The 12,115-nt window shown below is 60.8% G+C and carries 8 protein-coding genes, 6 tRNA genes and 3 rRNA genes; all 17 read right to left on the bottom strand.

Annotated elements, in window-relative coordinates; translation table 11 throughout:
- Positions 1-116: 116 nt before the first annotated feature.
- Positions 117-488 (bottom strand): 50S ribosomal protein L7/L12, encoded by a 372-nt coding sequence (rplL, locus tag OCT48_RS01155; protein WP_183384473.1) that lies wholly within the window; start codon positions 486-488, stop codon positions 117-119.
- A gap of 89 nt (positions 489-577) precedes the next feature.
- Positions 578-1,078, bottom strand: coding sequence for a 50S ribosomal protein L10 (rplJ, locus tag OCT48_RS01150; protein WP_263590966.1), 501 nt, complete (start codon positions 1,076-1,078; stop codon positions 578-580).
- A 259-nt stretch (positions 1,079-1,337) separates the two neighbouring features.
- Entirely contained in the window at positions 1,338-2,030 is a 693-nt protein-coding gene (gene rplA, locus OCT48_RS01145; RefSeq protein WP_263590965.1) for a 50S ribosomal protein L1, read from the bottom strand.
- A gap of 2 nt (positions 2,031-2,032) precedes the next feature.
- Positions 2,033-2,464 (bottom strand): 50S ribosomal protein L11, encoded by a 432-nt coding sequence (gene rplK, locus OCT48_RS01140; protein ID WP_126485264.1) that lies wholly within the window; start codon positions 2,462-2,464, stop codon positions 2,033-2,035.
- Positions 2,465-2,557: 93 nt separating this feature from the next.
- Complete coding sequence (gene nusG / locus OCT48_RS01135) at positions 2,558-3,091, bottom strand: transcription termination/antitermination protein NusG (RefSeq protein WP_263590964.1); 534 nt, start codon at positions 3,089-3,091, stop codon at positions 2,558-2,560.
- A gap of 8 nt (positions 3,092-3,099) precedes the next feature.
- On the bottom strand, positions 3,100-3,468 hold the full coding sequence (gene secE / locus OCT48_RS01130; protein ID WP_263590963.1) for a preprotein translocase subunit SecE: 369 nt from the start codon (positions 3,466-3,468) through the stop codon (positions 3,100-3,102).
- 72 nt (positions 3,469-3,540) lie between these two features.
- Positions 3,541-3,616: transfer RNA gene (locus OCT48_RS01125), tRNA-Trp, on the bottom strand.
- 151 nt (positions 3,617-3,767) lie between these two features.
- A tRNA-Thr gene (locus OCT48_RS01120) sits at positions 3,768-3,842 on the bottom strand.
- Positions 3,843-3,873: 31 nt separating this feature from the next.
- Positions 3,874-3,947, bottom strand: a tRNA-Gly gene (locus tag OCT48_RS01115).
- Positions 3,948-3,995: 48 nt separating this feature from the next.
- A tRNA-Tyr gene (locus tag OCT48_RS01110) sits at positions 3,996-4,079 on the bottom strand.
- Positions 4,080-4,196: 117 nt separating this feature from the next.
- The gene (locus OCT48_RS01105; protein WP_263590962.1) at positions 4,197-5,036 is read right to left on the bottom strand and encodes a type III pantothenate kinase; all 840 of its coding nucleotides are present in this window, start codon (positions 5,034-5,036) and stop codon (positions 4,197-4,199) included.
- Entirely contained in the window at positions 5,033-6,016 is a 984-nt protein-coding gene (locus OCT48_RS01100) for a biotin--[acetyl-CoA-carboxylase] ligase (protein ID WP_263590961.1), read from the bottom strand. The genes OCT48_RS01105 and OCT48_RS01100 overlap by 4 nt, the downstream gene beginning before the upstream one ends.
- Positions 6,017-6,609: 593 nt before the next feature.
- A 5S ribosomal RNA gene (rrf, locus tag OCT48_RS01095) occupies positions 6,610-6,725 on the bottom strand.
- Positions 6,726-6,813: 88 nt separating this feature from the next.
- Positions 6,814-9,701 (bottom strand): 23S ribosomal RNA (locus OCT48_RS01090).
- 228 nt (positions 9,702-9,929) lie between these two features.
- A tRNA-Ala gene (locus OCT48_RS01085) sits at positions 9,930-10,005 on the bottom strand.
- Between the two features lie 105 nt (positions 10,006-10,110).
- Positions 10,111-10,187, bottom strand: a tRNA-Ile gene (locus OCT48_RS01080).
- Between the two features lie 98 nt (positions 10,188-10,285).
- Positions 10,286-11,823 (bottom strand): 16S ribosomal RNA (locus OCT48_RS01075).
- Together the 16S, 23S and 5S rRNA genes with 2 tRNA genes alongside form the textbook arrangement of a ribosomal RNA operon.
- Between the last annotated feature and the right edge of the window lie 292 nt (positions 11,824-12,115).

Below are 12,115 nucleotides of genomic sequence, written 5' to 3'. Positions count from 1 at the left end.
CGGCTAGCGGTGGCCCAGGGGGCGACCGGCTAGTAACAACAGAAAAAGGCCGGCAGCGGGCGTCCCGCCACCAGCCGTGGAAGCTTACGCAGCGCGTGAAGCCGTGGGCACAAGGATTACTTGAGCTCCACGCTCGCGCCGGCTTCTTCCAGCTTGGTCTTGGCTGCTTCGGCGTCGTCCTTGGACATCGCTTCCTTGATGGTCGCCGGCGCGCCGTCGACGGCACCCTTGGCTTCCTTCAGGCCCAGGCCGGTGATCTCGCGGACGGCCTTGATGACGTTGACCTTCTTCTCGCCGGCGCCGGTCAGCACCAGGTCGAACTCGGTCTGCTCTTCCTCGACAGCGGCTTCACCGCCACCCGGGCCGGCCACGACGGCCGCCGCGGCGGTCACGCCGAACTTCTCTTCCATCGCTTCGATCAGCTCGGCGACTTCCATCACGGACATGTCGGCGACGGCGTTGATGATGTCTTCTTTGGTCAGTGCCATTTTCACGTTCCTAACTTTGCGGGAGTCTCGGCGCACCGATGACTCGCTGATTCAATGTTCGATTCTCGCTGCGGGCTCGAGTTCGCCGTTCAGGCGGCCTCTTCCTTCTGGTCACGCAGCGCGGCGAGGGTACGGACCAGCTTGCCGGCAGACGCTTCCTTCATGACGGACATCAGCTTGGCGATTGCCTCGTCATAGGTCGGCAGCGTCGCCAGGCGATCGAGATCGCTCGCCGGGATGAACTCGCCTTCGTAGGCCAGCGCCTTGACTTCGAAGCTCTTCTCGTCCTTGCCGAACTCCTTGAACAGGCGGGCGGCAGCGCCCGGATGCTCGGTGGAGAAGGCCAGGAGGGTCGGACCCACGAAGCTTTCGTTCAGGCATTCCCACTGGGTGCCTGCCAGGGCGCGGCGTGCCAGGGTGTTGCGCACAACACGGATCTGCACGCCATTCTCGCGGGCCTGCTTGCGCAGGTCGGTCATCTTGCTGACCGCGACGCCACGAGAATCGGCAACGACGACGGAGAGAGCATCCTTGGCCGCCTCACTGACCTCGGCAACAATGGCCTTCTTGCCTTCGAGTGCTAGTGGCACGGTGATCACTCCTTCGTGCCGGAATCTCACAAGAGAGTTCCGGTGGTTACCATCTCTCCCGGTCGGGAACCGGGAGTCCTGGGTGATGGTGCTCACCAGACATCTGGCGGCCACACCATCTGCGCAGGCCTCCTCGAGGGATGATTAAGCCGCCTCTGCGAGCGAGGCGGCACCTGCGGTCTTTGACGGTGCCCCGCCGGCTCTTGTCGAGACCGTGCACGGGGACCGCAAAGTTCTTGCTCGGTTGTCGGACTCGGCGTTACACGAACGCGGAGTGGTCGACGGTCAGGCCCGGGCCCATGGTGGTGGACAGGGAGACCTTCTTGAAATACACACCCTTGGAGGTGCTCGGCTTGAGCTTCTTGAGGTCGGCGATCAGCGCCTCCAGGTTGCCCTGGATGGAGGCGGCGTCGAAATCGACCTTGCCGAGGGTGGTGTGGATGATGCCGTTCTTGTCGGTACGGAAGCGCACCTGGCCGGCCTTGGCGTTCTTGACCGCGGTGGCGACGTCCGGGGTCACGGTGCCGACCTTGGGGTTGGGCATCAGGCCACGCGGGCCGAGGATCTGACCCAGCTGGCCGACGACGCGCATGGCGTCCGGCGAGGCGATGACCACGTCGAAGTCGAGCTGGCCCTTCTTGACCTGCTCGGCCAGGTCGTCCATGCCGACGATGTCGGCACCGGCTTCCTTGGCGGCGTCGGCGTTGGCACCCTGGGTGAAGACGGCGACACGCACGTCCTTGCCGGTACCGTTGGGCATGACGGTGGCGCCACGCACGACCTGGTCGGATTTGCGCGGATCGACGCCCAGGTTGATGGCGACGTCCAGGGACTCCTTGAACTTGACGGTGGACAGCTCGGAGAGCAGGGCCACGGCCTCTTCCAGGGAGTACGCCTTGTTCGGGTCGACTTTCTCGCGAATCTGCGTCGCGCGCTTGCTGAGCTTAGCCATGATCAGAGACCCTCCACGTTCAGGCCCATGCTGCGGGCACTACCGGCAATGGTACGCACCGCGGCGTCGAGATCGGCAGCCGTCAGGTCCGGCTCCTTGGTCTTGGCGATCTCTTCGAGCTGTTCGCGGGTCACGGTACCGACCTTGGTCTTGTTCGGCTCACCGGAGCCGGACTTGATGCCGGCGGCCTTCTTCAGCAGGACCGCTGCGGGCGGGGTCTTGGTGACGAAGGTGAAGCTGCGGTCGGAATAGACGGTGATCACCACGGGAGTCGGCAGACCCGGCTCGATGTCCTGGGTCTCGGCGTTGAACGCCTTGCAGAACTCCATGATGTTGACGCCGTGCTGGCCCAGCGCGGGGCCCACGGGGGGACTCGGGTTGGCTTTACCGGCTGCGACCTGCAGCTTGATGTAAGCCTGGACTTTCTTGGCCATGATGAACTCCAGATGGGTAGTAGCGCCTTGCGGCTCCCCGGGTTACGCGGCCGCCTCGGCGACCGCCACGAAAACGCGCCCGGACGAGAGGGCTTATTCCTTCTCGACCTGGGCAAACTCCAGCTCGACCGGCGTGGACCGGCCGAAGATCAGCACGCTGACCTGCACACGGCTCTTGTCGTAGTTGACTTCCTCGACCACGCCGTTGAAGTCGGCGAAGGGGCCGTCGATGACGCGCACGGACTGGCCCGGCTCGAACACGGTCTTCGGCCGCGGCTTGTCGGTGCCGTCCTTGACCCGGCTGAGAATGGCATCCGCCTCACGCTGGGTGATGGGGGCCGGCTTCTCCTTGGTGCCACCGATGAACCCCATCACGCGGGGGGTCTCGTTGACCAGGTGCCAGGTCTCGTCGTCCATCTCCATCTCGACCAGCACGTAGCCGGGATAGAACTTGCGCTCACTCTTGCGGCGCTTGCCGTCACGCATCTCGACGACTTCTTCGGTGGGCACCAGGATCTCGCCGAAACGGTCCTCCATGCCATACATCTTCACGCGCTCGTTGAGCGAGCGCATGACATGCTTCTCGAAGCCGGAGTAGGCGTGAACGACGTACCAACGCTTGGACATGAAGACTCCTAACCAATGACGCCGGACATCGCCCAGCCAAGAAGAGTGTCGATGAGCCACAGCATCAGCCCCACCACCAGCACGGCCACCAGCACGATGGCGGTGGTCTGCACGGTTTCGGGACGGGTCGGCCAGACCACGCGCTGAATTTCCTTCTTCGCGCTGCGGGCCAGCTCGAGCAGCTCACGCCCCTTCGTGGTGGTCAACGCCGCCAGCGCCGCCACCACGCTGAGGGCGACGACACCGAGCACACGATAGAGAAGCGCCTGATCGGCAAAATAGGTATTGCCGACGACGGCAAGAACCAGCAGAGTGACGACAACCGCCCACTTGAGCCCGTCGTGGCGCGACTCCTGCACCTCGGCGTTATGCTTCATGAAAACGAGACTCCTCAGGGTGCGGCAATCGAAACATGAAAGTATATGGGATCTCGCCAGCCTGGGGAAGACTGGCAGGCCAGGAGGGAATCGAACCCCCAACCTGCGGTTTTGGAGACCGCTGCTCTGCCAATTGAGCTACTGGCCTGTATCTGCTTCCGCGACCGCCCTTTGCAAGCGACCTGAGCGACAGCGGGCGCCATCATAGCGGAAGCCGCTTTGCCTGGCAACCCCTTCTCCGGCATTCAGCCACGCCGGGAAGAAAGAGAAAAGGCGAGCCTCGGCTCGCCTTTTCGATGTGGAGCTCATGGACGGATTTGAACCGTCGACCTCACCCTTACCAAGGGTGTGCTCTACCCCTGAGCTACATGAGCGTTACCGCTCGGCACTGAGTGCCGTCAAACCTGGAGCGGGCAGCGGGGATCGAACCCGCATCATCAGCTTGGAAGGCTGAGGTTCTACCATTGAACTATGCCCGCCTGCCCACTCTCTTTTCCACCTCCGCACCGGCGAGGGCGGCGAAAATCTGGTGGAGGGGGAAGGATTCGAACCTTCGAAGCTTTCGCGGCAGATTTACAGTCTGCTCCCTTTGGCCACTCGGGAACCCCTCCAACTGGCGGTGTATTCTACCGCCTCGGCTCTCGGTGTCAAGTGATTGTTTTCTCAATCTTCCTGACCGGACTTGACCGCCGTGGCGGCCCCGCCTCTCCGGAACGCGGCGCATTGTGTCAAAGCAGCATGGAGAATGCAAGCCCGGCACGGATCTTTTCCAGCGACACCGGCCGCGGCACCAGCGGCGCCCCGGCCATGCGCCCGGCCCGCTCGGCGGCGGTCAGCGGAAAACTGGCCTCAAGCCCACCGTAGACCATGTCCGGCCAGACCGCATGAGGCACCTGGATGCCCCTCGAGACCACTCGCGCATCGCCGCCGGTGAGCAGCATCGGCAGGGCCACGTTCTCGCGATCGCAGACCTCGCTGTAGATCCGGTTCACGGCACTCACCGCGGCCATGTAGATGCCGTGATTGACCGCCTCCACGGTGCGCGTGCCGGGGGCCAGCAGCTCGTCGGCCTCGCTGTCGGGGTCGATGGCCACGTTGCGGGTGCCGAGCTTGAGGCTCTCCTTCATCAGCCGCAGGCCCGGCAGGATGTAGCCGCCCAGATGCCGACCGCCGGGCAGCACGAAGTCCACGGTGATGGCGCTGCCGCAGTCCACACTGCAGCAGCCGCCGGCGAGCTGATAGCCCGCCAGCACTCCCATCCAGCGGTCCACCCCCAGCCGTCCTGGCTCCCGATAGCCGTTGGTCACCCCCAGCGCCTCGGGGCGCGAGCGGGCCACGTGCACCCCCCCCACCCGGCTCTGCAGCAGGGTCACGGTCTGGGCCAGCACGGCCTGGCGGGCCACGCTGGAGATCCGCACCGCCTCGACCACGTCCAGGTCAGGGATATCCGCCCCGGGCCGCCATTCCTCCCGAGTCCACACCGCCCCCCGTGAGCGAATCTCGCTGCTGTCCGCATCCTTGAGGCGCCACTTCGACAGGGTGTTGCCGATGTCGAGATCCAGGATCATCCATGCCCCCGTATGCTGATCTCTCCCCCGGCGAGCCGTTCATGTCCCCCGGCACTGCGCACCCAGAGGTTACCCGAGGCGTCCACGGACTCGGCGACTGCCGGCTCCCGGCGCTCACCGCGAATGACGTCCACCTCTCGCCCGGCAAAGGCGTGCCGGCGGTTCCACTCTTCCTGCCAGGCCGCGAAGCCCTGCTGCTCGAAGGTGGCCATCAGCGGCATCAGCACGTCCAGCAACTCGACGGCCAGCCGGTTGCGGGAGAGGCCCGGCGCCTGGTCATGAACCGCCCCCACCGGCTGCTCGATGGTCTCGCGGAAGGCCGCAGGAAGATCGACATTGATCCCCATGCCGACCACCACCTCGCAGGGACCGGCGGCATCCCCGCTCATCTCCACCAGGATGCCCGCCAGCTTGCCCAGCCGTCCGGCCTCCGCCTCGAGCAGCACATCATTGGGCCACTTGAGTCGCGGCCTGACACCGTGCGCCTCAAGCACCCTGGCCAGGGCCACACCGACCGCCAGGCTGAGCCCCTCCAGGGCCGCCACACCGGACTCGAAGCGCCACCCTACCGAGAGCATCAGGGTCCGCCCCCAGGGCGTCACCCAGGTGCGCCCCCGCCGCCCCTTGCCGGCGCTCTGCTGCTCCACCAGGCAGACCTCGCCGTGCCCCGCCCCCTGGGCGAAGCGCTCACGCAGGAACTGGTTGCTCGACGGCAGCGTCTCCTCGACGAACAGCCGGGTCACGTGCTGACGCACGCCCCGGGACAGGCCGGCCACGATGACGCCACCGTCCAGGAGCTCCAGGGGCTCGGCCAACCGGTAGCCCTGGCCCTTGACCGCTTCCATGGGGATGCCCAGGGCCTCGAGCTTGCGCAGCTGCTTCCATACCGCGGCGCGCGAGACCCCCAGGCGCTCGCCCAGCTGCTCGCCGGAATGGAACTCGCCGTCACTCAACAGGCGGATCAGGTCACCGATGGTCATGCGCATGCCCCAGACGGGAAAAAGCCATATTCTATCGGAACAGACGCAAGCCCGGAAATCCGGGTGCTCGGCGCCAATCGCAATCCCCCTTTGGTCGCCATGCGCCCCTCCCCCTGGCACGCGTCTCGCCGCCTTACCAGCGCCCACGTTCTCGCGGTCGTACACCACCGGACCCAGAGCGGCTCACAGGGGCCATGCGAGGCGCTGACGACGTCGCCCTACCCTCCCCGTTCACGGCCGAGCCCAGGGCCTTCGCTGGAGCTCTCGCGACCAGGGTCGGTAGGCCCTACGAGCCCGCTGAAGCGGTTCCCGTTCGCTCACGGCCAACGGGCTCGGGGAGACCCTTGTCGCGGGTATCGTACCGACATGAAAACACCCCGAGCTCAATAAGCTCGGGGGATTGTCTCGGAGTAGGTGCCTGAACGTAAAAAAGCCCCGACCTCTTTCGAGGCCGGGGCTTTTCCGGAATAAGTGCCTGACGATGATTCGGCCGGCGCTCCGGGACTCTCCATGGGGAGCCCCTTGCCGGTGCTATCGGCCCAACATGAAAAACCCCCGGCAGCTGTCGCGACCGGGGGTTTCTCGGAATAAGTGCCTGACGATGACCTACTCTCGCATGGGGAGACCCCACACTACCATCGGCGCTGAGCGGTTTCACTGCTGAGTTCGGCAAGGGATCAGGTGGTTCCCGCACGCTATGGTCGTCAGGCGAAAAAGGATGCGAATCATGCTGACGCGAGTCGTCTCGTCGTACCCGGCCCTTGTCGGCTGTCATCGACAGACCGCTTGGGTGTTATATGGTCAAGCCTCACGGACAATTAGTATCGGTTAGCTCAACGCCTTGCAGCGCTTCCACATCCGACCTATCAACCAGCTGGTCTTGCTGGGTCCTTCAGGAGGCTCGAGGCCTCGGGGAGATCTCATCTTGAAGGGGGCTTCCCGCTTAGATGCTTTCAGCGGTTATCCCGTCCGTACTTAGCTACCCGGCAGTGCCATTGGCATGACAACCGGAACACCAGAGGTACGTCCACTCCGGTCCTCTCGTACTAGGAGCAGCGCTTCTCAAATCTCCAACGCCCACGGCAGATAGGGACCGAACTGTCTCACGACGTTCTAAACCCAGCTCGCGTACCACTTTAAATGGCGAACAGCCATACCCTTGGGACCGACTTCAGCCCCAGGATGTGATGAGCCGACATCGAGGTGCCAAACACCGCCGTCGATGTGAACTCTTGGGCGGTATCAGCCTGTTATCCCCGGAGTACCTTTTATCCGTTGAGCGATGGCCCTTCCATACAGAACCACCGGATCACTAGAACCTACTTTCGTACCTGCTCGACGTGTCTGTCTCGCAGTTAAGCACCCTTATGCTCTTGCACTCATTGCACGATTTCCAACCGTGCTGAGGGTACCTTCGTGCTCCTCCGTTACGCTTTGGGAGGAGACCGCCCCAGTCAAACTACCCACCACACACGGTCCTCGATCCGGATCACGGACCTGAGTTAGAACGCCAATGATGCCAGGCTGGTATTTCAAGGTCGGCTCCACCCGAACTGGCGTCCGGGTTTCCAAGCCTCCCAGCTATCCTACACAAGCAACATCAGCGTCCAGTGTGAAGCTGTAGTAAAGGTTCACGGGGTCTTTCCGTCTAGCCGCGGGTACACAGCATCTTCACTGCGATTTCAATTTCACTGAGTCTCGGGTGGAGACAGCGTGGCCATCATTACGCCATTCGTGCAGGTCGGAACTTACCCGACAAGGAATTTCGCTACCTTAGGACCGTTATAGTTACGGCCGCCGTTTACCGGGGCTTCGATCAGGAGCTTCGCCGAAGCTAACACCATCAATTAACCTTCCGGCACCGGGCAGGCGTCATACCCTATACGTCCGCTTACGCGTTTGCAGAGTACTGTGTTTTTAATAAACAGTTGCAGCCACCTGGTATCTTCGACCGCGTCGGGCTCCGGTCGCGAGGACCCTCACCCTAATGCGGCGTGCCTTCTCCCGAAGTTACGGCACCATTTTGCCTAGTTCCTTCACCCGAGTTCTCTCAAGCGCCTTGGTATTCTCTACCTGACCACCTGTGTCGGTTTGGGGTACGGTCCCACAGTATCTGAAGCTTAGAGGCTTTTCCTGGAAGCGTGGCATCGATGACTTCCAGACCGTAGTCTGTTCGTCTCGTCTCTCGGCCTTAGGGATCCGGATTTGCCTGAATCCCCAGCCTACTGACTTTCACCAGGACAACCAACGCCTGGCTCACCTAGCCTTCTTCGTCCCCCCATCGCAATACTGTGAGGTACGGGAATATTGACCCGTTTCCCATCGGCTACGCCTTTCGGCCTCACCTTAGGGGCCGACTCACTCTGCTCCGATTAGCGTCGAACAGAAACCCTTGGTCTTCCGGCGGGGGAGTTTTTCACTCCCCTTGTCGTTACTCATGTCAGCATTCGCACTCGTGATACCTCCAGCCTGCCTCTCGACAGACCTTCGTCGGCGTACACGACGCTCCTCTACCGCGCGTCATTCGACGCACCCGTAGCTTCGGTACCTGGTTTGAGCCCCGTTACATCTTCCGCGCAGGCCGACTCGACTAGTGAGCTATTACGCTTTCTTTAAAGGATGGCTGCTTCTAAGCCAACCTCCTAGCTGTCTAAGCCTTCCCACATCGTTTCCCACTTAACCAGGATTTCGGGACCTTAGCTGACGGTCTGGGTTGTTTCCCTTTTCACAACGGACGTTAGCACCCGCTGTGTGTCTCCCACGCTGCCACTCACCGGTATTCGGAGTTTGCCTCGGGTTGGTAAGTCGGGATGACCCCCTAGCCGAAACAGTGCTCTACCCCCGGCGGTGATACGTGAGGCGCTACCTAAATAGCTTTCGAGGAGAACCAGCTATCTCCGGGCTTGATTAGCCTTTCACTCCGATCCACAAGTCATCCAAATCTTTTTCAACAGATCCTGGTTCGGTCCTCCAGTTGATGTTACTCAACCTTCAACCTGCTCATGGATAGATCGCCCGGTTTCGGGTCTATTTCCAGCGACTGGTCGCCCAGTTAAGACTCGGTTTCCCTACGCCTCCCCTATACGGTTAAGCTCGCCACTGAAAATAAGTCGCTGACCCATTATACAAAAGGTACGCGGTCACCGAACGAATCGGCTCCCACTGCTTGTACGCATACGGTTTCAGGATCTATTTCACTCCCCTCTCCGGGGTTCTTTTCGCCTTTCCCTCACGGTACTGGTTCACTATCGGTCAGCCAGGAGTATTTAGCCTTGGAGGATGGTCCCCCCGTCTTCAGTCAAGGTTTCACGTGCCCCGACCTACTCGATTTCACAGGATCAGATTTTCGGCTACGGGACTATCACCCGGTATCGTTGAGCTTCCCAGCTCATTCGCCTAATCAGTCACCTGCTTAAGGGCTGGTCCCCGTTCGCTCGCCGCTACTGGGGGAATCTCGGTTGATTTCTTTTCCTCGGGGTACTTAGATGTTTCAGTTCCCCCGGTTCGCCTCCCACACCTATGGATTCAGTGTGGGATACCCAGGTTACCCTGGGTGGGTTTCCCCATTCGGAAATGTCCGGGTCACAGGTTGTTTGCCACCTCGCCGAACCTTATCGCAGGCTTCCACGTCCTTCATCGCCTCTGGCTGCCTAGGCATCCACCGTATGCGCTTCATCGCTTGACCATATAACCCCAAGGGGTCTGATCCGCGATGACAACACGACAATTGCCGGATACGCTTGAGACGTATCTCGTGTCCTTTCTTTCGAAAGAACGTTGTCAGCATGATTCACATTGTTAAAGAGCATTTAAAGCTGGAAGCTTTAAGCTGGAAGCTGTAAGTGAACCCCGTCATCGAGGCGACACATTCAGCGTCTAGCTTAAAACTTCAAGGACTGTCGGGGGTTGAGAGTGGTGGAGCCTAGCGGGATCGAACCGCTGACCTCCTGCGTGCAAGGCAGGCGCTCTCCCAGCTGAGCTAAGGCCCCTCTGACTTCCCGTTGCCTATAGGGAAATTTGTGCAAGACGAGGCGCTTTTCGCCGACGTGTAGCCTGCTACACGAGGTGGAAAGCAACGACGTATTGCGCAAATTTGGTGGGTCTGGGCAGACTTGAACTGCCGACCTCACCCTTATCAGGGGTGCGCTCTAACCAACTGAGCTACAGACCCGGCGACTAACCACTGGGTCCGCGACCCAAACAGTCTTTGCTCTGGCCGATCAGGTAATTCATTGTGGACACTTGCCGAGTGCCGGCGACGTCGTCGATTAAGGAGGTGATCCAGCCGCAGGTTCCCCTACGGCTACCTTGTTACGACTTCACCCCAGTCATGAACCACACCGTGGTGATCGCCCTCCGAAGTTAGGCTAACCACTTCTGGTGCAGTCCACTCCCATGGTGTGACGGGCGGTGTGTACAAGGCCCGGGAACGTATTCACCGTGACATTCTGATTCACGATTACTAGCGATTCCGACTTCACGGAGTCGAGTTGCAGACTCCGATCCGGACTGAGACCGGCTTTATGGGATTAGCTCCACCTCGCGGCTTTGCAACCCATTGTACCGGCCATTGTAGCACGTGTGTAGCCCTACCCGTAAGGGCCATGATGACTTGACGTCGTCCCCACCTTCCTCCGGTTTGTCACCGGCAGTCTCCCTAGAGTTCCCGACCGAATCGCTGGCAAATAGGGACAAGGGTTGCGCTCGTTACGGGACTTAACCCAACATTTCACAACACGAGCTGACGACAGCCATGCAGCACCTGTCTGTGCGCTCCCGAAGGCACCAAGGTATCTCTACCAAGTTCGCACGATGTCAAGGGTAGGTAAGGTTCTTCGCGTTGCATCGAATTAAACCACATGCTCCACCGCTTGTGCGGGCCCCCGTCAATTCATTTGAGTTTTAACCTTGCGGCCGTACTCCCCAGGCGGTCGACTTATCGCGTTAACTGCGCCACAAAGGTCTCAAGGACCCCAACGGCTAGTCGACATCGTTTACGGCGTGGACTACCAGGGTATCTAATCCTGTTTGCTACCCACGCTTTCGCACCTCAGCGTCAGTGTCAGTCCAGAAGGCCGCCTTCGCCACTGGTATTCCTCCCGATCTCTACGCATTTCACCGCTACACCGGGAATTCTACCTTCCTCTCCTGCACTCTAGCCTGACAGTTCCGGATGCCGTTCCCAGGTTGAGCCCGGGGCTTTCACAACCGGCTTATCACGCCGCCTACGCGCGCTTTACGCCCAGTAATTCCGATTAACGCTCGCACCCTCCGTATTACCGCGGCTGCTGGCACGGAGTTAGCCGGTGCTTCTTCTGTGAGTGATGTCCTTCCTCCGGGGTATTAACCCGAAGGCGTTCTTCCTCACTGAAAGTGCTTTACAACCCGAGGGCCTTCTTCACACACGCGGCATGGCTGGATCAGGCTTTCGCCCATTGTCCAATATTCCCCACTGCTGCCTCCCGTAGGAGTTCGGGCCGTGTCTCAGTCCCGATGTGGCTGATCATCCTCTCAGACCAGCTACGGATCGTCGCCTTGGTGAGCCATTACCTCACCAACCAGCTAATCCGACATAGGCTCATCCGATAGCGCAAGGTCCGAAGAGCCCCTGCTTTCCCCCGTAGGGCGTATGCGGTATTAGCCTGAGTTTCCTCAGGTTATCCCCCACTACCGGGCAGATTCCTATGCATTACTCACCCGTCCGCCGCTCGACGCCTGGAAGCAAGCTTCCATCGTTTCCGCTCGACTTGCATGTGTTAGGCCTGCCGCCAGCGTTCAATCTGAGCCATGATCAAACTCTTCAGTTTCAAAGCTTGATAGTGCATTGAGTGCACCAAACTTGGCTCAAGGTTCAAACGTCTCGTTTGACGAGTCGCTTGCCTTGATATTCAGTGACTGGTCACCGACATCTCGACAAGCGCCCACATGAATTACCTGATCGATTGTTAAAGAGCATCTTGCGTTGCCGTGCCGACCAAACTGGCCGTCTTGCCCGGCGCCCTGCAAGGAAGGCGTATTCTACGTGATCGGCGTTTCGCGTCAAGCCCTTTTCGACGGCTTCCGAGGAAGCGATCCGGGCGACCGAAGCGTCATTCCGTC

Source organism: Halomonas sp. M4R1S46, from assembly GCF_025725685.1.
In the GTDB taxonomy this organism is placed as follows: domain Bacteria; phylum Pseudomonadota; class Gammaproteobacteria; order Pseudomonadales; family Halomonadaceae; genus Halomonas.
This window is presented reverse-complemented; position numbering and strand designations above follow the sequence as displayed.